Source organism: uncultured Sphingobacterium sp., from assembly GCF_964277905.1.
In the GTDB taxonomy this organism is placed as follows: Bacteria; Bacteroidota; Bacteroidia; order Sphingobacteriales; family Sphingobacteriaceae; genus Sphingobacterium; species Sphingobacterium siyangense.
In genome coordinates, this window is sequence record NZ_CAXYKD010000024.1 from 146457 (window position 1) to 170626 (window position 24170).

Below are 24170 nucleotides of genomic sequence, written 5' to 3' on the forward strand. Positions count from 1 at the left end.
ATCAAATCTTGGCTAACTGTCGAACAATAACTTCACCAGCCGTTACGTGGCTGAGTTTTCTTGATTTATTTCCTACACCTAATTTTTTCAAGTTTTCAACTAATTCCTCAGGGCTTTCTACATTAATAACATCGTTTCTTTCAAATAGCGGACGATAAAAACCAGCATTAAAAAATTGAGAAAGTCTTTCATCAACTTCACCTCTAGAGTTGTAGGAAATATTAAAAACATTCTTACCTAATATTAGAAATTCTAATGTTACGGTCGATGGAACGCTCAGATTGGCTATCGAGTGATGTACTAGGTCCAGCCATTCTTGCTCGCCCTCAGAGCTCTGTATTATCATATCATTTTTTTTATCAAAAGAGCAATAATGATCTGCGAGAATCAAATTATCGGGAAGCTTCGTATCTTTAAAATCATCGGCCGCATGGGTAGGATTTTTTCGGACTATAATTGTATACTCGTCTTTAGAAAAATATTTTAAAACATTATTTGCTGTATAAATTATGGTTTCCAACTCGTCCTTTGCCAGCCCTACAGGCATCATTGTATACAGCAGCCATTTTGAGTAGAGTGGGATTTTATATTTTTCGCTATAGAAACTTCTATCATCTTTCGCATCTGAACGGAGCAGACTATCAAAAGTTGGATTTCCACTAATTACAAAATTGCTCTCATTTAAATATGGCATGTGTTTCAGATAATCTGATTTCATCCTTTCAGACCATACAAATATATTTGAAAGGTTTTTAAATGGAATAAAGTTATTAATATAAAGATCTTTCCAACTATTTACTAGGTAATTAACTGGTATTTTTTCCGTTTGAGCTGTCATTACGGCACTTTTCACAAAATAAGAGGAAGTACCTGTAATTAAAAGTCCAGATACGTCATGAAGAGAAAAAATATTTCTCAAAACTTCATTTTGATATCTTTGAGCCGAGTACCTTAATGTAAGATATCCCAAAATATCTTTAAAAAAAGTATTTCCAACTAAGCGAGTTTTAATTGACTTCTTTTTTATTCTAATATGATTATGAAATCCACCAACATTATTGTTTATAATCCAATTATTCCGAACAGATCTATTAAATTTTTCAATTCTCAAAGGACGAGCAATAACGTCATTCTCTTGTACATATACTATTGGAAAACCCGTTTTAGCAAAACAATTGTGAAACTCTATACTACCTTTATCCAAAGCAACCCATATTATATCAAATTCTTTGGACAATGTATCTGCAAATCCAGAATAGATATATTTTTTGACCTCATGAAATCCAAATTCTAGTAAAATGGCAATTTTTCTCTTATTCATATGGTACAGTTCCAACTTGTTTAGCAGGGGATCCTGCAACTATTGTATATGGTTCTACATCTCTAGTTACAACACTACGAGCCGCAATTATTGCCCCATCCCCAATTTTAACACCCCCTAATATAAGAGCGTCCATTCCGATCCAAACATCGGAGCCTATAGTAATGGAATCGCCGTTTGCTTCGTAACTTCTTGTTAGAGGAAAATTCATCGCAAAATCCAATGTTTGTTGATGCCTCTTGCTCGCAGAAATAGGATGATTATCGGTATCCCAGAATATTACATTAGGACCAATCATACAATTATTACCAATTACTAAGTCATAATCGATTCTAAATTTCGCATAATTTATAAATACATAATTACCAATTTTAATAGATCCTTTTTTGTTTAACGTTATCTGACAGGAAACATTACAAAAATCTCCAAATTGAATTTTTGATTTATCCCCTGTATGATTATTTATTTTTACGTTTAATAATTGCTTTCTACTATTTTTATAATACTTCGAATGACAGAAACCTTCTCCAACGACGCACGAATTTAAAAGAAAGTTTACTTGATTCTTAATCTTAATCCTTTCACGTAATTTTAACATAAACTTAATCATACTAAATACTTATATTAATGATTTAATTCTTTTTAAATATCGAGATAAATACAGAACAATAAATATTACACCTGCAAATAGAAATAAATACTTAAAATAAAGAACTTGATTGATAAAATAAAGCAGGAACGATACTATTAGAATTAGCACTACAGGTAATATATTAGAAATTACAAACTTAGCATCTTTAATTTTGAAGTAATCTTTCATAAGATAAACTTGGAAGCTTATTCCAAAAATGAAACAAGCTAAGATTGAACTTATTGGTAGTATACTAATACCGGTAGAAGATAAGAGAAGAAAAATAATTCCAATCCGAATACATGCTTCCGCGGCTCTAGCGTAACTCAATTTCTTAATACTTACTAAAGAAGAATTGAGTACAATTCTTGAAGGCAATGTTAATAAATCAAGTAAAATCCAAATTCCATAAAATGTATTAAATTCATCTCCAATATAGAAAGTCTTTCCAACCCACAGTTTTATAAAAAATTGATTAATAATCTGAACGATGGCCAATCCTAATATTCCAAAGCTATAGGCTCCATAAAATAATATAAAATACAGTTCTTTTATTTTTAGGAATTCTTTTTTTCCATACATTTGAGCTATATGAGGCCTGAAATTATTTAGCAACATCTGAAAGACCTTTTGCAACAAACTATAGAGTTTAATGGTAATATAGAAAGAAGCAACCGTCGCCAATCCAAATTCTCGACCAATCACAAAACTATCGATTTTTACCAGTAATACTGTCGCAATGCTACCTAAAGAGAAATAAAACCCCAAAGAAAAAATTTTCTTTAATTCATTCCAATCAAATGATCCAAAAGATATCTGTATTTGTGGAAATAGGCGTTTAACTCTAAAATTAGATCTAATTAGCATCAAAATTAAAGTAAGAAGAGTTATACATGCTAAACCTACAACTCCAATATAGGGTGCTAATAGAAGAATTAATATATAATTGAGTACATTCGTAAATATTTGTATCCTATTATCCAAATGAATTTTTTTACTTGCAACAATTACCGAGGAGAATAGATTCCTAAAAACCGTTAAGCTAGCTGTTAAAGAGAATAAGATAATTACAATCTCCAAGTGATTAACATTGGGTTTTTCAACACCCCAATAGATTAATGAGAAAAATAGAGGGAAAATAATGATGGAGACAACTATTTGAAAAAATAATGCTGTATTAAACGATGTATTGAGATTATTAAAATTATTTTGGGCAATAAGATGAGCGGCTTTAGACTCTAGCACTTTACTGGTCCCAAATTCCAAAAAACCAACCCAAGCCAAAAAGTCAACACACATTATATATAAACCATATTCTTCTTTAGAGATATAGCGTAACATATAGGGCGTCAAAAAAAGTGCAACAACATTGTTTAGAAAAAATAGTAAATATCCCGAAGAAATTGACTTCCCTAAATCACTACTAAAAACCCTTTTTAATTTTTTCATCTAATATTGTAATCAGTTATTGACTTTATATTTGTGATGCTCCTGATGATGTATTTGCTTTGTTTTAGAGCCTGTCATTATTTGGGCTTTTCTAACATCATTTACAAAATCAGTAAATGAACCATCCAATAAATCTAAAGCTACGCCATCAAAATGGACCCAATCTACATTTCCCAATTTGACGTGTTTTTCTAACATTTTCGCACCGGCAGCAACCGCCATCATACATCCAATATTTCCAACATCGTGGCTTGAATATCCTGGTATCAGTTCAGGCATATTATTTAATACAGCTAGCTCCTCATAATGGCGCACTACACCTAACTGACATGCCTCTGGCGGAGCTGGATAGCTAGATGTACATTGTAATAGGAATAAATTTCTACCTGGTAAAAAGGTACTTAACACAAAATCCTCATAAGCTTTATCTGTAAATCCTGTGGAAACTACGACGTCTCCTAAATATTCCTGAGCAGCTTGCTTAATGTAAGCTTTGTGATTTGAAATTGTAGAAGGAAGTTTAATAAGTATTGGATCGAATTTCTCCATATACTTGAGAGAATTATAGTCTAAAATTGAAGCAAACCACACAATCTGTTGTTCTGTGCATTCCTCTACTAGCACATCGAATAAATAATCATTCAATTCAACTCCTTCTCTATAATCTTTTAAAGTTGAACCAAATGGTGATGTATAAGGAGTTCTAAGCTCTTCTTCAGAATAAAAGGTAGCCACATCTCGTTTTTGAACTTTAATCATATCCGCTCCTGATTCCTTAGCTAACCGTATCATCTTACGTAATCTTGTCTCATCACCTAGATGATTATTCGTTAATTCTGCTACAGCTATTACGTAATTCTCCTCTTTGACTTTTCTCAGTAATTCAAGATAGGCCTTTCTATTATCGAATAAAGAAGTACCAAAATTATTAGTAGAAGAATATTGCTTATTATATGACTCAATACTCAGATCACTTATATCCAATCCTCCCACATGGATTATTTCATTAGTCCCAAGATTATTTATATATTTTTTTAGAATATTAAAACAAGCTTTTTGTGTCGCAAAGAGAATATTTTTAAACTCTCTTTCATGTCCGGAATAATCAGTAGTTTTAACTTCATCCTGAACATGAAAATCAAATCCCAATAAGTACACCTTCAATTTAACTCCTTTGATCTGTGCGATTAAATTAGAAATTTTCAATACTGAAAGAATTAAAAAGTCTGATAAAACAAAATCAGTTGAATTGTAATCTGATATTAACTTATCGAAACTTTCAAATGATTGAACATCAAAATCAACTTTCAATAAACGATTTTCATCTATACCAAGATCGCTATTTTTTGTTGATTTTGCCGTTAGATAATAGGACGCCTTAAAATCACTTTCAAACAACGATTTAGTCACCCATCGGCTATAGAATATGCAAAGATCGCCCGGAAAAATTCGCTCTGAATCATTTAAGTTGATAACATATGCATTATGAAAGGTTCTTCTATCAATATCTTTGACAGAACTTCCCTTACCCACAATTACGATTCTATCAAATGTTTCGGATTTTGAAACAATATTTTTGAGTTGGTTGAAGAAATTCTCCATTATATTTCTTATTATTAATTACAATTTCAAGATTATTCTCTAATGCAAGATTTAGTCCCGGTAAAATATCCCAAGAATTAGCACCTTTAGGATTTTCAAAAGTGGCATATGCACCCTTAACTACTTGTAGCATATTGTACATACAACATCCTATTATTCTATATTCATACCCCTCTTCAAGGGATAGGAGTTGTTGTTTATTCAATGATGATGATAATCCTGCAATGCGCGAATTGAATTTCATGAATTTATCACCCGTAAGAATATATTCATCTAGCTCAGGCAATCCAATTAAAGACTCTAAATGAGCACCATTTTTATAAATAGATATACCAACCCCCCATTCCTTCAACCCCGAAACAAAATTTTCTGTACCATCAATAGGATCGACAACGACAAGATAACGGTATGCACTGGCATCAACCTCCTTACCAGAAAACGTCTCTTCTGAAATGAGAAGATAATTATTAAAACGCGAATTGATAAAATCGTAAATAATTCTATCTAACAAAAGATCTCCTTCAGAAACATAACTATCATCTTCTTTTTTTACCTTCTTTTGCCGAAGAGCTAAAATTTCAGATAAATTATTCTTAATAATCGGAATTATTTCACTTAGTATTTTCATTGACAAGATCCTTATTATATTTTAGAATGCTTTCTACAATTTTAAAATCCATTTCATCATCGATATCTAACCCACATAGTTTATTCGTGATAATACCAGCAACATTGTTCCCAAGAAAGCTATCTCCAACATCTTTTGCCGCGCTACGAATTACATCCGTAGAGAAAACTTTATATTTTGTACCAACATCCTGCCTTCTTATCATAGATTTCCCTCCATCTTCAAAAGACGGTTTCAATATATTATCTCCATCAACACTATATAACCGTGATTCAGACTCACACACAGTTCTTGCCGATGTTAGGCTAGAATCAGATTTTAATAAATCAATGCATCTTTGAACATCTCTCAAATTTCTAAAAACAAAAGTCGGTCTTAGCCATACTATAATATCAGGCTGTTCAATATTGTTTTCTTCAAATTTTAAATACAAATCGGCTAAAATATCTTGTTCCATTGCAGTTGATGAAGATGCCTGCTCGGATCTCAAAAAAGGTACCTCAGCGCCATGTTGTTTAGCTATCTCAGCATATTTTTCACTGTCTGTTGAGCAGAACACTCTATCTACCTTCAAATCTTTAGCAAACTCGATAGAATAGGCAATCAAAGGTTTCCCATCCAAAAGTTTAATATTCTTATTTTTTAGTCCTACAGACCCACTTCTTGCGGGAACAATAGCATATATTTTCATCTTCTAATATATTTCAAATGTCAAAAATTCTATCTACCAATAGATTTAAAATCAAATCCTAACTTCTCAAGTTGATTTCCATCTAAAACATTACGACCATCAAAAACAAAAGCCGGTTTTTTCATGCCTCGCTTAATTTCTACCCAATCATATTCTCTGAATTCGTCCCATTCAGTAAGAACTGCAGCAGCGTGTGCCTCTTTTAACGCATCATAAGGGTTATTAACAACGGTAACCAGACGTCTATTTTCTCCCGAAGTTCGTGTTCCTAGATAATCCAAATCTCTATATATTTGTTCTGCCGAAACCTTCGGATCATATACAACTACATTTGCTTCTTCTTCTAATAAATGATCTGCCACGTAGATTGCTGCGGACTCTCGCGTATCATTGGTATCTTTTTTAAAAGCCCATCCCAAAAAAGCAATTTTCTTTCCGTTTACCGTATTATACATGGTCTGAATAATTTTTTCAGCAAAACGGCTTTTCTGATGATCATTCAAAATAATTACTTGTTCCCAATAATCGGCTACTTCCTTCAGATTATATGATCGTGCAATATATACAAGATTTAAAATATCCTTTTGAAAACACGAGCCTCCAAATCCAACAGATGCTTTTAAAAACTTCGACCCGATGCGGCTATCCCGCCCAATTGCTCTCGCAACCTCATCTACATTCGCTCCCGTCACCTCACATAATTCTGAAATAGCATTGATTGAAGATACTCGTTGAGCTAAAAATGCGTTAGCCACTAATTTTGCTAATTCTGAAGACCAGAGATTGGTAGTCAAAATACGTTCCTTCGGCACCCAAGCTTCATATATATCTACTAAAGCATCAATCGCTTCGGTATCTTCACCACCAATTAAAACGCGATCTGGATTGTGTAGATCCGAAATTGCTGTTCCTTCAGCTAAAAACTCTGGGTTTGATAAAATATGAAAGTTAACACCATTCCCCGTATTTTTTAATATACTCTTCAAAGCTTCAGCAGTTCTTACTGGTAAGGTTGATTTTTCAACAACAATTTTATCACTCTTAGCAACAGAAGCGATCTGACGTGCACATAATTCGATATACTTTAAATCTGCAGCTTGTCCTTTTCCTTTACCATATGTCTTTGTGGGCGTATTGACGGATATAAAAATCATATCAGCTTCATCAATCGCCTTATTCACATCAGTAGAAAAAAACAAATTGCGACCACGTGCTTCAGCAACAACAGCATCAAGCCCAGGTTCATAAACAGGTAGATTATCTAAATTATTATCATTCCAAGCATCAATCCGCGCCTGATTCAAATCCACAACGGTCACCTGAATATTTGGATTTTTTTGGGCTATTACTGACATGGTAGGTCCTCCTACATATCCAGCGCCAATACAGGCTATTTTTTTTATCTTCATGATATTATAAACGATTATCTGCCTTTTCCGAAATTATCCCCTTAACATCATAAATGATAGCATTATCATTCTTGATATTATCAAAATCCACAGACAAGAATTCATTGTGAGCCACTCCTAGAACGATCGCATCATATTTAGAACTAGGCAACTCCACCAAACTGTCAATACCATATTCGTGCTTGACTTCGGCAGGATTAGCCCACGGATCAAAAGTGGTTACTTTAACTCCGTAATCTTCTAACGCTGCGATTACATCGACAATTTTAGTATTACGTACATCCGGGCAATTTTCTTTGAAGGTAACACCTAACATCAATACAGTAGCACCATTCACATTAATCCCTTTTTTGATCATTGTCTTCACAACCTGAGATGCTACATATTCACCCATGGAATCATTTAAGCGACGACCGGCTAAAATAATTTCCGGATGGTAACCATGCTCCTGCGCTTTTTGAGCTAAATAATAAGGGTCCACTCCGATACAATGACCTCCGACCAATCCTGGTTTGAATGGAAGAAAATTCCACTTGGTACCCGCAGCTTCCAACACAGCGTGAGTATCAATATTTAAAATATTAAAGATCTTCGCCAATTCATTCACAAAAGCAATATTGATATCACGTTGAGAATTTTCAATCACTTTAGCCGCTTCAGCAACTTTAATACATGGTGCTAGATGGGTTCCAGCGGTAATGACTTCTCTGTAAACGGCATCAACTTCCGCACCAATCTCAAGAGTTGAACCCGAAGTTACTTTTAGTATTTTCTCAACTGTATGTTGTTTGTCTCCTGGATTTATACGCTCTGGAGAATATCCTGCAAAGAAATCTTCATTAAATTTCAATCCTGAAATTTTTTCCAATACTGGTATACATTCCTCTTCTGTAACACCAGGATATACTGTGGACTCGTACACAACAATATCGCCTTTTTTTAACACCTTACCGACAGTTTCGGAAGCTTTATAAAGCGGTGTCAAATCTGGACGGTTATTTTTATCTACCGGTGTAGGAACAGTAACTACATAGAAATTTGCTCCTTCAATATCCGATAATTGGTTTGAACAATAAAGACCATTTGTATTATCCTCCAAAGGATTCCCTTCAACCAATACTGCCTGCAGGATGTCATCTTCAACTTCTAGCGTAAGATCTTTACCAGAACGCAATTCGCCGATACGTTTTTGATTAATATCAAAGCCTACAACAGGGAATTTTGTTGCAAACAATCTTGCCAATGGAAGGCCCACATACCCCAATCCAATTACAGCTATTTTTTTCATTTTTATAGTCTAATTTATAATGATTACTATTTCTTATTTCAAATTTTCCCAATACCAGCTTACAGCTTCTCGAAGTCCCTCCTTAATTACATGTGTTGGTTTATAACCAAGTAATTGTTTCGCTTTATCCACAGATGCCAGAGAATGTGGAATATCTCCCTGTCTATTAGGGCCATGAACGACTTCAACTGTTGAAATTTTATCATCATATGCCGTCAAGAATTCTTTCAGATAACCGACCAACTGATTAAGTGTTGTCCGATCTCCAACAGCTGTATTGTAAACGGTATTAACAGCATCAGGATTATCAGTGGTCATTGCCAGCTCATTCATCTGGATAACATTATCTATATATGTAAAATCGCGTGAGTAATCTCCTGTACCATTGATCACAGGGCTATCATAATTCATAAATTTTTTAACAAATAACGGAATCACAGCAGCATAAGCACCATTTGGATCCTGGCGACGGCCAAATACATTAAAATAACGTAAACCAATGGTCTCTAAACCATAGGTCTTTGAAAAGATTTCTGCATACAATTCATTTACATATTTGGTAATTGCATAAGGTGACAAAGGCTTTCCAATAACATCTTCAACTTTAGGCAGATTTTCAGAGTCGCCGTAGGTAGAAGATGAAGCGGCATAGATAAACCTTTTTATTCCAGCATCTCTTGCAGCAACAAGCATATTTAAAAATCCAGTTACATTTACTTCATTGGAGGTTTGCGGATCTTTAATTGAACGAGGCACAGAGCCCAAGGCAGCCTGATGTAATACATAATCAACTCCTTGAACAGCCTTTTGACAATCCTCGTTATTCCGAATATCACCTTCGATCAAAGTGAAATTTGGGTTATTTTCGTGTTGAATAATATTATGACGATGCCCCGTTGCAAAATTATCCAATACAACCACTTGATATCCTTTACCCAAAAAATGCTCTACGAGATTTGAACCAATAAAGCCGGCTCCGCCTGTTACTAATATCTTACTCATTTCAATATTTATATTTCGGTTTTACTTGTATACAAACTGATATAATGTTGCCCTTCTGTCGGCTTACTAAAATAAAGCTTAACCTCTTTCTGTAGTTTATTACCAACTTTGTCCGCTAACAGCAATAAATATGCCTGATTTAAATTCTCCCCCTCAATTAGAACCTCAATAAGACCAGAATCTAGTCCTTTCGCATAATCACCCATCAGACTAACTCCCTGAATATCCCCCGCTTTCCCGATAACATGATCAACTAATTCATCAATACCTAAAAATGTATGAATTAATTTCTGCAAGGGCTTAAATAAGGAATGCTTCGTGTTGGCTCTATACAATATTTTGTTCTTATGTGTACTTTTATTCAAATAGCCCGCTTCTGACAACTGGTTAAGTTCTTTTCTTATGGCATTCGTAGATTCCTGAAATTCATCAGCAAGACCTCTTAAATGCCCTTTGTTACCTGCGGAAACAAAAAACTTAATCAACAACTTGAGACGGGTCTTGGATGTAATCAACGATTCTAACACTGGTTCAGCTTAAATTGAGTAACAAAAGTACTCAATGTTTTTTTTTCATCCAAATTATAAAATTGTTAAATACATTTTAAATTAACACATCTCTTAAAACTCCACGTGGAACATAAGCATAATAAAGAAACCCCGACCAGCAGGGTTTCTTCAAGTTAAATAGGTATGTAATATGGAATAAAAACACGTAAATTATTTATTAATCAGATCTTTCTGTTTGTCAGAAAGCGAATTCATATATACACCCATCATAGGCAAAGTCATGCTAAAAGCTTTCTTATCCCCGCTATTATAATTTATAACGGCATTGATTCTGACTTTATATTTTGTCAAATCAACTTTATCAGCCTTATCAGAAGCAACACGAAAACGTACTGATACTTCAGAAGAGACATTCTCGTTATGTTTAAATAATAAAACAAGAACTTGCTGCAGCTTTACCTCAACTTTGGGGTCAGTAGAACGAATATTTTTGACAACGATATTATTGATATCGTCCCGATCTCTTTCGCCTCGAAATACCAATGCTCCGTGCTTTGCACTAAGACTACCGCTATACTGCCCAGGATACTCCTGAAAACGATAATGAACATTCATTGACACGTTGTTCGGCTTTCTACCTTTTGAAGCAAAAAATCTAAAAGCAATAAATATTATTGCTATAAGCAGCGCTATATATAAATACATCATAATCAACTAATCATTCTTATCGGCGTCTAAATATACTTTGCGTTCCTATGTAATAATATTTGCGTAGAGCAAAAGTAAAAAGTAAATGCGAACAAGAATAGAGACCCTAGGGTCTTATTTACAATTAGGAAAATAAAAACTTATTAGAAATTAGTGAAAATAATGCATTTTTGTTTTGCCTTATGAAACCGAATATTATTTTCATCATATTACTCTTGCTTAGCTTAATCCTTATTCGATTAGGAAGGGATACTATCGTAGTGAATAATGTCATGCTAAAAAAAACTTATTTGGCAACTGAAACACCTATATTAATTGCAAAGGAGGATGAGAGGAACATCGAATCCATTTATTATTACAATACCCCCCAGCTTTTCCTTCCTATAGCTCAATATAATCGCGATAAAAATCAAAATAAAGAAAGTTATTGGCTGCGAAAGAACATCTTTCTAAATGCTGGTTCATCAACAGGGCAATACGTTTTGTCCTTTAATAATTTGACATTTGTTGACTTGACGCTGTTCGATGGAGAGAAAAATATTATTGATCATCGGAAAGCTGGGCTTTTTCGCAAAATCAGCTCCTTGTCTCCAAATGATGGACGTGATCATTTTATCATCCATTTGGATGCTAATAAGCATTATACGATCCTCTTACGGGTAAAACACGTCAAAGGTTATACTCCTATATATGATTTTCACCTGCAAACACAGCTGGACTATCTGAAAAAAAAACAACGAATAAATATCATTCATGCTTTTATGGAAGGGGCGATAATCGTACTTCTTCTCTACATTGCATTTGCCTGGCTAGTATCACGCTATAAGCCTTACATCTGGATCTTTTTCTTTTTGCTGTTTATTGGCTTTTATAGCTATGGCCTGCAAAACCAATTTATAGACATATTTTTTCCAAATCAACCACAGCTTGGGTGGAGCTTAGTGTCCGTATTTAGAAATCTTGCAGGAATCAGCTTTTCATTACTGACAATTGAATTTCTTAATCTTAAAAAAATAAGTCGCAGGTATTATAAACTCATTCAATATATCATTGGCGTTGTTTTTATCGCAGCTGTATTTAACTTTGTAAACAACTATTATTTAGCCAATTTCAAACAAAGCAACTGGATCAATATTTTTTTAGGCGCCCTATATGTTATCTATTTTTCAAAACTATTTATATCGCTATGGAAAAAGATAGATAAGATGCAGCGTTTTTTGATTTATTCGGGATTTTTTCTTGTCGCAGGAATAAGCATTCTTGTTTATTGTGGACTGGTTTTAAAGGAACAATCGATTCAATATGTTTCGATGTTGACACAGTTCTTTGTCTTATGCATCACCATGATTCTTTTGATCGGCATACGACTAAAACTCCGTAAATCAGAACTTGACCATCATAAATCTACGGAAATCATTGTACAGGAACGAACAGTTGAACTTAAAAAAGCCAATGACGCGCTATACGAGCAACAGATTCAATTACTTCAAAAAAACCGTTATATTGAAACACTTATCGATGAAGTCAATCATCGCGTCAAAAACAACCTCCAACTGTTATATAGTTTAAGCAGTCTTTATAAAGTAGGCGATAACCATACCACCCAAGATATTCAGCCCATACAATCCATGCAAGACCGCATCCATGCAATGATGCTCGTCAACCAATTGTTGGTGAATAATCAAAATAGCCAGCTAAAATTAAACAGTTTAGTGATAGAGACGGTTAACTATCTGAGGCAGATGCATGATCCTGATAAAACAATATGTGTTGATGTAGACATTGCACAGGATTGGCTCATATCAACAAACAGTTCTATACCACTGGCGCTGATTATTACGGAGCTGTTGACAAACAGTTACAAATACGCTTTTCCAAATAGAAATATTTCCGATCCAATGATATTGCTCAGTATAGCCAGAAATAACGCTGGAACAACGATGCGATTTGAAGACAATGGCATCGGTGTGAAAACCATTGTTTCCGCAGCCTCTTTTGGCATTGGCTTAGTAAAGGATTTGACACGCCAAATAAAAGGTACAGTGACCATTAATCCAGAAAACGGATTTAAATATTTATTTGAATTTAACAATATCATATGAGCCTAAAAGTATTAATAGTAGAAGACGAAATGATCATTGCCCGATTTATTGAATATCAGTTGCATTCCCTTTATGCCGGCCTGGAATTGCATATTGCGCTTACCGTGGATGAAGTGGATCAGTACATGCAGCAAAACACACCCGATCTGGTGCTCTGTGATATCCAGCTCAATGATCGATTGGATGGCATTGAGTTAATAGAGAAATATAAAGCAACGAAGCATTTCAGTCTCATTTTTATCACCTCTTATCAATCCAAAAGCAGTATTGACCGTGCTGCAGCCCTCAACCCCGAAAACTATATCATTAAGCCATTAGGGGAAAACCGCCTCTATGCAGGCACCCATATGGTTATTCAGCGCCTGCAAAATCAAAGGGAGAAGAACCAGGCTGTGGAAAAACTAAAGAGATTAAGTCCTGCCGAATTAAATATACTTAAGCTGATTGCCCTACGGCGTACAACAAAATATATTGCCGAATCCTTATTCTTAAGCCCTTATACAATTAAAAACACACGACACCGCATATGTCGTAAGCTCGATCTGAATGAAGAAAACAATGCTTTGCTCTCATGGGCGATTGAAAACCAGCATCTATTAAAATTTTAATAAAAAATAAGGGTTTGCCATCAAGCAAACCCTTAACTATAAAAGCATGGATTATTAAAAACTAATTTAAGCGATCGGGTCTCTCCTGTGACTGATAAATTTCTCCTATATGCAAAGTCGTGCTAAAATTTTTCGATTTTCTGTTCTCAAAATTCAATACACCGGCAATTCGTATAGCGCAACCTTCCAGCGTTGCCAGATCCCCCTTCTTTTTCAGTAATTTAAATCGTACCGAAACATCGGAATCCCCAGTTCTTCTTTCAAATGGAACAACTACAATCTGTCCAAGACTAACAATCAAAGCTGGATGATGGGGTTTGACCTGTTTGATAACCACATTTTTAAGTTCTTCTACTTTTCGCTCGGTCTTAAAGACGAAAACACCACTTTTGGTACGATAGTCACCACTATACTGTCCAGGCCTGTCCTGAAATAGATAGTTTACCTCCATTGAAGCATAGTTGTGAAACTGACCTGCAGCATATCTAGATCGAATGTAAAAATAGGCTAAAAGCAATAATAGCATGACGGACAATACGGAGACAGTAATCATAATAAATTTCTTAGATCAATAAAAATGTTCATGCTATAATTGAAAGAACTTAGCACAATCAAATATCAATGATTTACTAAAAAAATGGCTATTATTGGGAGGGACAAAAAAGGGACAACATATAACTACTTAAAAAACAAAGTGTTAATTATTGTTATTTTTATATTAAGTCAAATCTTACTGGGCGAAAAAATACTAACGCCCAGTAAATTATAATGGTTTTCTATTTAATCGATCAATTTGGATTGATGACGTTCTAGGGTATTATAGATCTTTTTGACATCTTGCGATTTTTCCTTCTGAAGGACTAAGATCGCATCTTTGGTATGCACGAGGATACTGTCCCGCATGCCCACGAATGCCGTATAAATATCTGTACCAATGACCATGTTTCCGTTCTCATCAATTGGATGTCCAGTCTGTTTAAGATAGTCATACATTGATTCGAAAGATCCTAAATCGGACCATTGGAAGCTAGTCGCGACAACACGAATCTTCTTCGAACGCTCCATAACCGCATAATCGATCGAAATAGAAGGAATTTCCTTCGACAGCTGCAGGTCTAGCGCTCCATCTTTACGATGCTGCCAGGCATTAAATGCTGTTGCATAAACTTTAGGCTCGAATGTCTGCAATTCAGCCAAAAAAGTATCGGCTCTAAAGCAAAACATACCCGAATTCCATAGAAAATTGCCACGCTCAATAAAATCTTCGGCAGTATCCTGGTTCGGCTTCTCACGAAAAGACAATACTTTGTCATCTTTATATTCGATATAGCCATAACCTGTTTCTGGACGGACAGGCTGTATACCAAAAGTAACGATATAGCCTTTATTGGCTTTCTCGACACCTTCTTTTATTGCTTTGGCGTAAAATTCATCTCCCACAATCACATGATCAGATGGTGTTACTACCAAAATATCATCCGGCTGTGCGGCAAAGGCTGCGAAAGCAATTGCCGCTGCCGTATTACGGGGAGTGGCTTCAACAATATCGATATAGTCGATCTTGTTGTTTTCCATTACCTCACGACTCAGACGATGGTTATCACAATTCCCCACAACAATAACCTGCCCACAAAGGGACTGATTACGTTTAATGGTCATCTCAAACAATGACCCATCTTTAAATAGAGAAAGGTATTGCTTTGGATAACTCTTACGAGAAAGTGGCCATAAACGACTTCCCACTCCCCCTGTTAAAACAACATGTATAATATTGCTCATAATGGATTAATGTTTCTCCGCTTCTTTATCGGCTACAACTTTTCGTAATCCAGCACTTGAAAAACGATGCGTCCGTTTGTTATAATAAATTTCGATGTTCTCGTCTACACAATATGACCTCCCAGAAAAATCGGTATCGCGATATTCTTCCCCAATGATACGCATGTTGATCGGTAAAGCTTTGATCATATCAATCAGATCCTGCTCCGTCTCATAAGGAATAATTTCATCTACATATCGGCATCCTTCCAGTTGTACATATCGCTCGACTATAGTCTGTGTGGGCTTTGCTTTCTCAGGAAATACCTCTGAGGGATCGGTATTCAGACCGACAATCAGATAGTCGCAGTTTCTTTTTGCTTCTTCTAGCATCATGATATGGCCGGCGTGCAATAAATCAAACACACCAAAAGTAATTCCAATTTTCATCGTATAATTTTTTTATTCATCAGTTTACTATCATTCGTAGCATTTTTATCGCCCTCTATAATCCTAAGATCTGTTGAAAGCTCACAATCTCCATTAATCTAAATATTAAAGTGTTTTCAATAGCGTTATCTCCTCAGAGTTTGCATCAGCGACAATTTTCCGAAGTCCAGAACTCGAGAAACGGTGATCGCGGCTATTGAAATAAAGCTCAATTCCCTTCTCCTCACAATAACTCCTACCGGTAAAACTTTTCTCCCGGTATTCGTCTCCAACGATACGTACATCGATTTTAAATGAGCGAAGAATATCTTCCAGATCCTGCTCCGTTGCATAAGGAACAATCTGATCAACATATTTACAGCCTTTGAGCTGTATATAGCGCTCTACAACAGTCTGTACAGGTTTGTTTTTCTCTGGTCGGTCCAAAGTTGGATCCGTTTGCAAACCACAGATCAAGAAATCACATTGTCTTTTTGCATCTTCTAGCATTTTAGTATGGCCAGCATGCAATAAATCAAAAGCACTAAAGGTAATACCGATACGCATGTCTTTAGCAGGTACATTTATCATAATCAAACTCTAATTAAATTATAGGGTGCTATGTTATTTATTTATCAAAGATAAACTTTATAATGAGAACAGGTAAACTCCTTACTTTGTTCGTCAATAAATTAATGTAAATATCATGCCAAAGAAGAGATACCTTCATGACGAAGATATAATTGGGCACAAGCACGCGCATCGGATAGTGCTTCATGGTGATTGAGCTCAATACCCAACACTTCGCAGCAAGCATTTAAACGAGCTGGTTTGAATCCTTTACCTTGATAGATTTTGAATGTACATTCCCATTTATCCATTAGGCCGAGGTGATCGTAGGGCAGATTGTAATAATTCATGGTTTTGCGAAGTACACCACGGTCGAACAATTCATTATGCGCTACCATAATGCGATTATTAATCAGGGGATAAATCTGCGGAAACAAATCTTTAAATGTAGGGGCTTTCTCGGTATCTTTCGGCCGAATACCATGTACGCGTGTCGTCTGCCACATATATTGGTTGTTTGGAGGTTGTATTAATGAATAGAATTCCTCAACAATAACGCCCTGCTCTACGACGACCAAACCCACAGCACAGGCTGAATTCTGATTAGCCGTAGCTGTTTCGAAATCTATTGCTGTAAAATTTAATCCTGATTGCATAAACACTCCTCCTAAAGTTGCGGTAAAATTACTACTTTTTTCATTTTACCCAAATTCACAGGTTAATTAGTATGCGGAATAAATTTGACTTTAACGGAATAAATAGCTGTTGCACAAGAAAAAATTATAAAGATTTGGCCCCGCGCTGCAAAAGGTCCTCTTTATTTTCCTTTCTATGCATCTCTATAATTTTTACTTCTTGGGTCAATTTAACTTCTGGAACAAGATATGCTTTCTTGTTTCGACGCGCTTTCAATTTCCGCAGGCGTCTGTGGCGAATAGCGTAGCGTTCCTCACCTTTGATATAATAGTGATTGAAAATATGCTGCTTCCAGATTAAATAAACCGCGCTCAACGCAGACAGTACCGTGATGGCAAAAGACCACTGTATCGGTGCCCCAAACTGTACAATATAAATAACAGAAGCCCCAAGAATCAATTGTACCAAACCATATCCAATAGATACCAATAGGCTACTATAACCAACCTCGTTACTTAACATATGCAACAAAAAAGTACGATGCGGTTCGAAAATATGATACCCCTGAAAAACGCGACGCGCTACGGACCAACCTATTTCAATCCCATAAACACCAAGAAAAAGAATATAACTAAAATCACCCGTTTTCAAGATGAGTTTTCCTAATGCAAATAACAGCATAAAGGATAATACCGCTGGCCCCACATCCCCTGCAAAACAAACTGCTTTTTTTCGAAAGTTGAAGAATCCAAAAACCACAACCCCGAGTAAGGTGTAAATCAGAAAGTCCTGTTCTATATAATTTATCTTTGTATTGACATATAGCAAAAGCCCACCCATTACTAAGGTACAGAAAGCAGTCATCCCGTTGATTCCATCCATAAAATTATAGGCATTAATAACACCGATTGTAAATACAAATGCCAACACAAGGTAATACCAAGGATAGTTGAACCCACCAAATTCATAAACCATAAGTAAAACTGAAGCAAGATGAATAAATAATCGCCAATTTGGATTTACACCTCTGATATCGTCTAAAAATGAAATATAGGTTAAAAAAGTAAGTCCCAAAAAGAACCAGGGATATTGAAAATCGGATGAAATAAAATAAATAACCGATGCGGCAAAAAAGATGATCCCCGCTCCACGAATGGTAACCTTCGTATGTGAAGAGCGCTCATTAGGTTTATCAATTATATTAAACTTACCAGCTAGCTTTAAATATAGTACCTCTGCAACAAAAAGAAATATAAACGTAAAAATATAAACCATAAAATATAATTAGTGAGCCAAATAAAGTTTTGCAAATATAATAATATTAATTTCTATTTAACAAACGTGATCTGTGCTTTAAACGCTACACTTATGTGTATTTTTTCTGTAAATTTTTACCAAATAAAATATCTGATTCAATAATCCTTCTTTTTTCTGCGTTAGTATCCATTTAAACAGTAATACTTCTTTTGAATAAAAAAGAGAGAATAAATTTACTTTGTCATCTTAATTTGTTTAACATCAGATCCAAAGAAAAAATTTCATTCGTCAACCGCATGACAATTAAAGCACAATTTTAACAATATTTCATATGACAATAATTCACTACTCTCGATATATAAGAAGCTTTAACCATAACTTTATTTACTTCTCAATCAAACCATAAATTCATGCCCGACCATTTTGAATGAGCAATAATTATTCCAAATTTGCCTTATAAAATTGAAATATATATCTTCGTACTTGTCCTATTTATTTTACAGTTACATGAAAAAAAGAATATTAATCACCGGTGGAGCAGGATTTATAGGCTCTCATCTTTGCAAGAGACTATTAGAAGAAGGTAATGAAGTAATATCACTTGATAATTATTTTACTGGATCAAAGCAAAATATAGCACCTCTATTAGCCAATCCTTATTTTGAAGCCGTTAGACATGATGTCACAAATCCTTATTTTATAGAAGTAGATGAAATATATAATTTGGCCTGCCCTGCCTCACCTATCCACTATCAGTTTAATGCCATAAAAACTATAAAAACATCTGTTATGGGGGCAATAAATATGCTTGGATTAGCAAAACGATTAAATGTTAAAATTCTTCAAGCATCGACGAGTGAAATATATGGAGACCCAGAGATTCACCCACAGACTGAGTCCTACTGGGGAAATGTCAACCCTATAGGTATACGATCATGTTATGACGAAGGAAAAAGATGTGCCGAGACTTTATTTATGGATTATCACCGGATGAATAATGTTCAAATAAAAATAATCAGAATATTCAACACTTATGGTCCTAATATGCATCCTAATGATGGGCGAGTGGTATCAAATTTTATAATTCAGGCACTAAAAAATCAAGATATCACCTTATATGGTGATGGATCGCAAACACGCAGTTTTCAATATGTAGACGATCTGGTAGATGGAATGATAAAAATGATGGCAAGCCCAAAAGATATAATCGGCCCAATCAATATTGGAAACCCAAACGAATTTACTATTAGAGAATTAGCTCAAAAAATCATCAAATTAACGAATTCTAAATCAAAAATTATTTTGCTCCCCCTACCATCGGATGACCCTAAACAACGTCAACCAAATATCGAAGTAGCAAAATTAGCATTAGATTGGGAGCCACAAATTCAGCTTCAGGAGGGACTAAAGAAAACAATCGAATACTTTAAAAATCTATAAAAACCGGACTATTTAACGTTGTGAAAATAAGCCCCGGAATAATTTTAACGGGGCAAACCCACAATTGTATAATTCCAACTGTTAGCTATCTCTTAAATACAAAACCCCACCATTTTACCGTATATTTTAAATATAATAAAAACTGATTCGTATAAAGCCCATTGTTTTGGCATGCTCTGAGAATCTCTTTATTTAGCAAAACTGTACTTTTCACACCAGACGTGCTCAACCCCCCAATTCTCATTTTGACAAATGAAAAAGGAATATAGTTATATTTAATGTTGGCATTCTTCAAATAACGAAGCATCAGTTCAAAATCGCCAGCAATTTTATAATTGGGATTATACAGGCCTAATTTTGAGAAAACATGTCTTTTCACATAAAAAGAAGGGTGTGCGGGCTGCATACCAAATCTAAACATCCATGGGTAAAAGTGCTTCGAAGAATATTTCCTGACAACTTTTCCATCCTTATTAAAAAAAATCACATCACCGTAAATTGCATCTAATTCATCATTCTGATTGAATGAGCTTGCAACGCGCTCAATAGTGTATTTATCAGACAACAGATCATCTGCATTTAAAATTCCTATAACATCACCAGATGCTAAATTGATCCCCTTGTTTAAAGCATCATACAATCCGGCATCTTTCTCACTGACATACTTTGCAATATGAGACTTATTTTCAGCTATAATATCCTTTGTACCGTCGCTTGAATTTCCATCTATCACTATATGCTCAATATCTAAATAAGTTTGTTCTCTAATAGAATCAAACATCGCTTGGATAGTGTCACGATTATTATAAACAGCTGTAATGATCGTTATTTTCATTTCATATTATTGTATAAAGTTAAGGTATTATTGAAAGTCGTATCCCACGAAAAATGGGAAGCTCTCTCCAATCCTTTTTTTTGTAAATCTTGTTTATTTTGTTCTACCGTTTTTAGAGCCGCTAGCCCCTCGTCGATGTCCAGCGTATTCAAGAGGATACCAGCTCTCCCCATTACTTCTGGTATAGAAGAACTATTTAGCGATATTGGAACACACCCCGCTCTCATTGCTTCCAAAAGAGGTATACCAAACCCCTCATAGGAAGATGGGTAAATAAATGCAAAAGCATTATTATACAATTCGTTAAGTACCGAATTAGACACATTCACGAAAAGTTTATAGCGATCTGGTTTTAAATGTTTATTAAGTATTTCGGCTTCCTTTTTAGTAAACGGAGATCCTACAATATATAAAGATAGATCTGTGCATTCTTTCACTAATTTTAAAGCATAATCAAAGTTTTTATATTTGGCCCTAGAACCTACAAACAATAGATACCGATCTGTTGGAGAATGGTTAGCACTTGGTAAAATGCTAAAATCATCGGAAACACCATTATAGATTACATGAACCTTCGTTGGTTCTATCGAAGGATGAAATTTTAATAGATCCTCTTTTGTATGCTCTGATACACAAATTATAGCATCGCTATATTCAATCGCTTTATTTTTTAACCGATTATGAAGGTAAACACGGGCGCCTCCAAAAAAATAATCATGCGTAAAATCATGAACTGTCGTAATAGTCTTAACGTGTTTTCGATCTTTTCGGGAAGGAAATCTAAAATAACTGGAATGAAATATTGTATGATCTAAAAAATCGCTAAGTACAAGATCTAGAGGAACGGAACGGAACCTCTCCGATTGCAGATGAATACGTTTAAGAATAGTAACAGCATTTTTTGACAGGTCCAATTGATCACGACAAATATTTTTACTCCCCATTTCTGTCTCTATAAATTTTAAATCAACCCCTTTCTCCTCCAGCAACCTTCGAGTAAGTTCATACCAATAAATGGAGATACCTCCTATTTTTTGGAGATTATAGACTATATTATCATAAATAACATTCATTTTCTGTCCTTAAATTTCTGATTAACGAAAATAGTAGATAATGCGTTACAAAAATCTGATCGAAAAATTTCTAGACTAAAATTTTCAAGTACATACTTTCGATTTTGAATAGAAAGATCTATAAGTTCAGCATCAGAAAGCTGGTTCAATCTCAACATCCCCCCTTCAATACTTTCTAGATCTAAATCTACAATAGCTCCTAATTTATACATCTCAGGACTTGCACATATTGACGTAGTGATTGGAATTAATCCTAAATACATCATATTTAACAAACTACCTGGCATACCTTCGGACGCCGAAGGAAATATCACAAATGCACATTCATTCACAATACTCATCAAACATGGATCAGTTATTTCTATATAACCGTGATATTTTATATTACCGCTCTCTTTTCGTCCGCTATACATTGAATGGAAATCATCATCCATTTTTCCTACGATATGAAGTGTAAATTCTTCATATTTTTCAAAGATAATCAACAGTAAATCCAAACCTTTCAAGATACTTCCTCCACTTCCGAACCAAAGAAAGCTTTTTTTATTTGTACTTCCTTCTGTTTTTATTTGATATAGATCGTTGGCAATTGTTATAGACTGTCTTATAATATGTATTTTATGCCTGATCTCCTTGGGATAAGACTTTATAGTATTGGGTGTCCCAATTTGCATAATGTGATCGGCAATTATCGCCGATTGATGCGGAGCAACCATTCTATGTTTGATGAATGGATAATTAAATCTTTGGGAAGCTTGCGCTGTCCTAGTTACTATTTGCTTATTTTGAAACTCCCAATACGCTCCAGTCGCATAGTAGATTTTAATCGCATCATGATTTGCTTGGGAAATTTTTTCAAAATTCGGTTCTAAACCGAACACAACATCATACTTCCTTCTCCGGAAAATCAGCGGTTTATCAAATCTACTGACGTGTACGTTAAAGCCAAACTGATGAAAACAGTCCGCAATAATAATAGATTCTCTTCTATTCTGATGCCTATTCAAATAAGTTTCATCTAATTTTTTATAAAATGGCTCCGAAAGATAGGATATAAACACCCATTTGTCGGAAGCTGCTTTTTTTATATAATCTTTTACGAATAGAAACAAGAAGATCCTCTTAAACAGATTTACTATCATTTTGTATCTTTAAAGAAAAACAATATCCCAACAAAATTCCTATTAATAATAGCGTGCTAAAGAGGGAGATTAAAATACCTGCGACTAATAAAAAAGCCAAAACCCTATAGGCCTGTTCCATTTTAACGCGAGCTAGGCGAAAAACGATGGCGTTGATAAAAGAAACCAAAAATAGATAAATAAGGGAAAGATTTGAAAAAAATTTGAAAGGAAAAAACAATGTTCCAAAAGCATTAAATGAACTCAATTCTCCGGAAGAAAGAATTGGTAATTCTTTAAATTCACCCAACGCCTCACCTACATGCCGTGAATATGAAAAATAGCCCTTTTCCATATGGAGAATATTTTCTACTGTACCAAATGATAAGAAATCATATGGCATTATTAAGCCTGTAAAATAATTGTAATAAGAAATCGGTAGATTCTCCTCAATACCCAACCTCGCAATACCAACAAATGGGTATTTTGTAAATAACTCAACTACAACGGGATTATCTAGCAAAATATTAATATCAGTTGTATTGAATCTAAGCAACAATAATGAACATGAAAATAGAAAAAATAGAACTACAATAGTGGTATTCTTTAGATTAAATTGCATTCTTACAACATAAGCAACAAGAAGATAAAAGAAATAGGCCCTACTAAATGATAAAAGTGTAAATATTAAAACAATTAAAAATAGATGAAAAATCGAAATCTTTTCCAAAAAAAAGTTCGCTAACCAAAACCCAAAAAATATCTCAAAATACGCAATAAAAACTATTCCCATTCCCTCTTGTGTATCTACAAAACTTTCTCGATCAGTAAATACAGAAAGAAGGTCAAAAATATTTATTCCTCTCACTTTAGCAATAAATATAGAAAACACAAAAAAAATGAGAATAGCGATATAAGGCTTGATTTGCATTTTCTTTATCGCTGGAAATGTTTTCATTTTAATCCGAAAAGGTAAAATCCATGAAGTACAAACACAAACTATCCCCAACATGTAATATATTACTAATGGTGCTATGTCATACTTTTTATATATCAAAGTAAAGCACAAGAGAAAAAAAACATTGATTAGGATGGCTTTAAAT

The 24170-nt window shown here is 34.6% G+C and carries 23 protein-coding genes and 1 pseudogene; 3 read left to right on the forward strand and 21 right to left on the reverse strand.

The window, feature by feature from the left end:
* Position 1 precedes the first annotated feature (1 nt).
* The 11 genes and pseudogenes from ACHWSC_RS10585 to ACHWSC_RS10635 all read right to left on the reverse strand — a co-directional run bounded on the left by ACHWSC_RS10585 (position 2) and on the right by ACHWSC_RS10635 (position 11145).
* The gene (locus ACHWSC_RS10585) at positions 2 to 1321 is read right to left on the reverse strand and encodes a hypothetical protein (protein WP_394676744.1); all 1320 of its coding nucleotides are present in this window, start codon (positions 1319 to 1321) and stop codon (positions 2 to 4) included.
* Between the two features lie 19 nt (positions 1322 to 1340).
* Positions 1341 to 1496 (reverse strand): annotated as a pseudogene (locus tag ACHWSC_RS10590) (DapH/DapD/GlmU-related protein); the annotation flags it as partial.
* Positions 1497 to 1940: 444 nt separating this feature from the next.
* Positions 1941 to 3401 carry a lipopolysaccharide biosynthesis protein gene (locus ACHWSC_RS10595; protein WP_394676745.1) on the reverse strand — a complete coding sequence of 487 codons (1461 nt, stop codon included), beginning with the start codon at positions 3399 to 3401 and terminating at the stop codon, positions 1941 to 1943.
* Positions 3402 to 3413: 12 nt separating this feature from the next.
* On the reverse strand, positions 3414 to 5003 hold the full coding sequence (locus ACHWSC_RS10600; protein WP_394676746.1) for an N-acetylneuraminate synthase family protein: 1590 nt from the start codon (positions 5001 to 5003) through the stop codon (positions 3414 to 3416).
* Complete coding sequence (locus ACHWSC_RS10605; RefSeq protein WP_394676747.1) at positions 4948 to 5631, reverse strand: inositol monophosphatase family protein; 684 nt, start codon at positions 5629 to 5631, stop codon at positions 4948 to 4950. The genes ACHWSC_RS10600 and ACHWSC_RS10605 overlap by 56 nt, the downstream gene beginning before the upstream one ends.
* Positions 5615 to 6322: an acylneuraminate cytidylyltransferase family protein gene (locus tag ACHWSC_RS10610; protein ID WP_313420154.1), complete on the reverse strand. Its 708-nt coding sequence runs from the start codon at positions 6320 to 6322 to the stop codon at positions 5615 to 5617. Before ACHWSC_RS10610 ends, ACHWSC_RS10605 begins: the two co-directional genes overlap by 17 nt.
* A gap of 29 nt (positions 6323 to 6351) precedes the next feature.
* A complete protein-coding gene (locus ACHWSC_RS10615; protein ID WP_394676748.1) occupies positions 6352 to 7731 on the reverse strand; it encodes a nucleotide sugar dehydrogenase in 1380 nt (459 codons plus the stop codon).
* Positions 7732 to 7735: 4 nt separating this feature from the next.
* Positions 7736 to 9019, reverse strand: coding sequence for a nucleotide sugar dehydrogenase (locus ACHWSC_RS10620; protein WP_394676749.1), 1284 nt, complete (start codon positions 9017 to 9019; stop codon positions 7736 to 7738).
* Between the two features lie 33 nt (positions 9020 to 9052).
* Positions 9053 to 10021, reverse strand: a complete 969-nt coding sequence (locus ACHWSC_RS10625) for an SDR family oxidoreductase (RefSeq protein WP_313420158.1) — start codon at positions 10019 to 10021, stop codon at positions 9053 to 9055.
* Between the two features lie 8 nt (positions 10022 to 10029).
* Entirely contained in the window at positions 10030 to 10548 is a 519-nt protein-coding gene (locus ACHWSC_RS10630) for an ArsR family transcriptional regulator (protein WP_313420159.1), read from the reverse strand.
* Between the two features lie 192 nt (positions 10549 to 10740).
* Complete coding sequence (locus ACHWSC_RS10635) at positions 10741 to 11145, reverse strand: hypothetical protein (protein ID WP_394676750.1); 405 nt, start codon at positions 11143 to 11145, stop codon at positions 10741 to 10743.
* A gap of 383 nt (positions 11146 to 11528) precedes the next feature.
* Between ACHWSC_RS10635 and ACHWSC_RS10640 the strand changes: the two genes are divergently transcribed.
* Together ACHWSC_RS10640 and ACHWSC_RS10645 are read left to right on the forward strand one after the other, a co-directional pair.
* Entirely contained in the window at positions 11529 to 13340 is a 1812-nt protein-coding gene (locus ACHWSC_RS10640; protein WP_394676751.1) for a 7TM diverse intracellular signaling domain-containing protein, read from the forward strand.
* The gene (locus ACHWSC_RS10645; RefSeq protein WP_394676752.1) at positions 13337 to 13948 is read left to right on the forward strand and encodes a response regulator; all 612 of its coding nucleotides are present in this window, start codon (positions 13337 to 13339) and stop codon (positions 13946 to 13948) included. The genes ACHWSC_RS10640 and ACHWSC_RS10645 overlap by 4 nt, the downstream gene beginning before the upstream one ends.
* Positions 13949 to 14009: 61 nt before the next feature.
* Here ACHWSC_RS10645 and ACHWSC_RS10650 read toward each other — a convergent pair whose 3' ends face one another.
* The 6 genes from ACHWSC_RS10650 to ACHWSC_RS10675 all read right to left on the reverse strand — a co-directional run bounded on the left by ACHWSC_RS10650 (position 14010) and on the right by ACHWSC_RS10675 (position 18616).
* The gene (locus ACHWSC_RS10650) at positions 14010 to 14501 is read right to left on the reverse strand and encodes a hypothetical protein (protein ID WP_394676753.1); all 492 of its coding nucleotides are present in this window, start codon (positions 14499 to 14501) and stop codon (positions 14010 to 14012) included.
* Positions 14502 to 14728: 227 nt separating this feature from the next.
* On the reverse strand, positions 14729 to 15727 hold the full coding sequence (locus ACHWSC_RS10655) for a mannose-1-phosphate guanylyltransferase (RefSeq protein WP_394676754.1): 999 nt from the start codon (positions 15725 to 15727) through the stop codon (positions 14729 to 14731).
* Positions 15728 to 15733: 6 nt separating this feature from the next.
* On the reverse strand, positions 15734 to 16156 hold the full coding sequence (locus tag ACHWSC_RS10660; protein WP_394676755.1) for an adenylyltransferase/cytidyltransferase family protein: 423 nt from the start codon (positions 16154 to 16156) through the stop codon (positions 15734 to 15736).
* Positions 16157 to 16261: 105 nt separating this feature from the next.
* Complete coding sequence (locus ACHWSC_RS10665; RefSeq protein WP_394676756.1) at positions 16262 to 16726, reverse strand: adenylyltransferase/cytidyltransferase family protein; 465 nt, start codon at positions 16724 to 16726, stop codon at positions 16262 to 16264.
* A 113-nt stretch (positions 16727 to 16839) separates the two neighbouring features.
* Positions 16840 to 17361, reverse strand: coding sequence for a 3'-5' exonuclease (locus ACHWSC_RS10670; RefSeq protein ID WP_394676757.1), 522 nt, complete (start codon positions 17359 to 17361; stop codon positions 16840 to 16842).
* A 124-nt stretch (positions 17362 to 17485) separates the two neighbouring features.
* The gene (locus tag ACHWSC_RS10675) at positions 17486 to 18616 is read right to left on the reverse strand and encodes a UDP-GlcNAc--UDP-phosphate GlcNAc-1-phosphate transferase (RefSeq protein WP_394676758.1); all 1131 of its coding nucleotides are present in this window, start codon (positions 18614 to 18616) and stop codon (positions 17486 to 17488) included.
* Between the two features lie 489 nt (positions 18617 to 19105).
* Here ACHWSC_RS10675 and ACHWSC_RS10680 point away from each other — a divergent pair, with 489 nt between their 5' ends.
* Positions 19106 to 20038: a UDP-glucuronic acid decarboxylase family protein gene (locus ACHWSC_RS10680; RefSeq protein ID WP_394676759.1), complete on the forward strand. Its 933-nt coding sequence runs from the start codon at positions 19106 to 19108 to the stop codon at positions 20036 to 20038.
* An 85-nt stretch (positions 20039 to 20123) separates the two neighbouring features.
* On the opposite strand, the gene ACHWSC_RS10685 is transcribed toward ACHWSC_RS10680, so the two are convergent.
* From ACHWSC_RS10685 to ACHWSC_RS10700, 4 genes are read right to left on the reverse strand one after another with little or no spacing between them, the layout of a single operon-like run.
* Entirely contained in the window at positions 20124 to 20873 is a 750-nt protein-coding gene (locus tag ACHWSC_RS10685) for a glycosyltransferase family 2 protein (RefSeq protein ID WP_394676760.1), read from the reverse strand.
* Positions 20870 to 21946, reverse strand: a complete 1077-nt coding sequence (locus ACHWSC_RS10690; RefSeq protein WP_394676761.1) for a glycosyltransferase family 4 protein — start codon at positions 21944 to 21946, stop codon at positions 20870 to 20872. The genes ACHWSC_RS10685 and ACHWSC_RS10690 overlap by 4 nt, the downstream gene beginning before the upstream one ends.
* Positions 21943 to 23088, reverse strand: coding sequence for a glycosyltransferase family 4 protein (locus ACHWSC_RS10695; RefSeq protein ID WP_394676762.1), 1146 nt, complete (start codon positions 23086 to 23088; stop codon positions 21943 to 21945). Before ACHWSC_RS10695 ends, ACHWSC_RS10690 begins: the two co-directional genes overlap by 4 nt.
* A complete protein-coding gene (locus ACHWSC_RS10700; protein ID WP_394676763.1) occupies positions 23069 to 24025 on the reverse strand; it encodes a hypothetical protein in 957 nt (318 codons plus the stop codon). The genes ACHWSC_RS10695 and ACHWSC_RS10700 overlap by 20 nt, the downstream gene beginning before the upstream one ends.
* Between the last annotated feature and the right edge of the window lie 145 nt (positions 24026 to 24170).

Coding starts and splice junctions, on each gene's coding strand:
- ACHWSC_RS10660 (WP_394676755.1), bottom strand. CDS start 16,156: ATGAAAATTGGAATTACTTTTGGTGTGTTTGATTTATTGCACGCCGGC.
- ACHWSC_RS10620 (WP_394676749.1), bottom strand. CDS start 9,019: ATGAAAAAAATAGCTGTAATTGGATTGGGGTATGTGGGCCTTCCATTG.
- ACHWSC_RS10615 (WP_394676748.1), bottom strand. CDS start 7,731: ATGAAGATAAAAAAAATAGCCTGTATTGGCGCTGGATATGTAGGAGGA.
- ACHWSC_RS10645 (WP_394676752.1), top strand. CDS start 13,337: ATGAGCCTAAAAGTATTAATAGTAGAAGACGAAATGATCATTGCCCGA.
- ACHWSC_RS10650 (WP_394676753.1), bottom strand. CDS start 14,501: ATGATTACTGTCTCCGTATTGTCCGTCATGCTATTATTGCTTTTAGCC.
- ACHWSC_RS10600 (WP_394676746.1), bottom strand. CDS start 5,003: ATGGAGAATTTCTTCAACCAACTCAAAAATATTGTTTCAAAATCCGAA.
- ACHWSC_RS10700 (WP_394676763.1), bottom strand. CDS start 24,025: ATGAAAACATTTCCAGCGATAAAGAAAATGCAAATCAAGCCTTATATC.
- ACHWSC_RS10635 (WP_394676750.1), bottom strand. CDS start 11,145: ATGAATGTTCATTATCGTTTTCAGGAGTATCCTGGGCAGTATAGCGGT.
- ACHWSC_RS10585 (WP_394676744.1), bottom strand. CDS start 1,321: ATGAATAAGAGAAAAATTGCCATTTTACTAGAATTTGGATTTCATGAG.
- ACHWSC_RS10610 (WP_313420154.1), bottom strand. CDS start 6,322: ATGAAAATATATGCTATTGTTCCCGCAAGAAGTGGGTCTGTAGGACTA.
- ACHWSC_RS10605 (WP_394676747.1), bottom strand. CDS start 5,631: ATGAAAATACTAAGTGAAATAATTCCGATTATTAAGAATAATTTATCT.
- ACHWSC_RS10685 (WP_394676760.1), bottom strand. CDS start 20,873: ATGAAAATAACGATCATTACAGCTGTTTATAATAATCGTGACACTATC.
- ACHWSC_RS10690 (WP_394676761.1), bottom strand. CDS start 21,946: ATGAATGTTATTTATGATAATATAGTCTATAATCTCCAAAAAATAGGA.
- ACHWSC_RS10680 (WP_394676759.1), top strand. CDS start 19,106: ATGAAAAAAAGAATATTAATCACCGGTGGAGCAGGATTTATAGGCTCT.
- ACHWSC_RS10695 (WP_394676762.1), bottom strand. CDS start 23,088: ATGATAGTAAATCTGTTTAAGAGGATCTTCTTGTTTCTATTCGTAAAA.
- ACHWSC_RS10670 (WP_394676757.1), bottom strand. CDS start 17,361: ATGCAATCAGGATTAAATTTTACAGCAATAGATTTCGAAACAGCTACG.
- ACHWSC_RS10665 (WP_394676756.1), bottom strand. CDS start 16,726: ATGATAAATGTACCTGCTAAAGACATGCGTATCGGTATTACCTTTAGT.
- ACHWSC_RS10655 (WP_394676754.1), bottom strand. CDS start 15,727: ATGAGCAATATTATACATGTTGTTTTAACAGGGGGAGTGGGAAGTCGT.
- ACHWSC_RS10625 (WP_313420158.1), bottom strand. CDS start 10,021: ATGAGTAAGATATTAGTAACAGGCGGAGCCGGCTTTATTGGTTCAAAT.
- ACHWSC_RS10675 (WP_394676758.1), bottom strand. CDS start 18,616: ATGGTTTATATTTTTACGTTTATATTTCTTTTTGTTGCAGAGGTACTA.
- ACHWSC_RS10595 (WP_394676745.1), bottom strand. CDS start 3,401: ATGAAAAAATTAAAAAGGGTTTTTAGTAGTGATTTAGGGAAGTCAATT.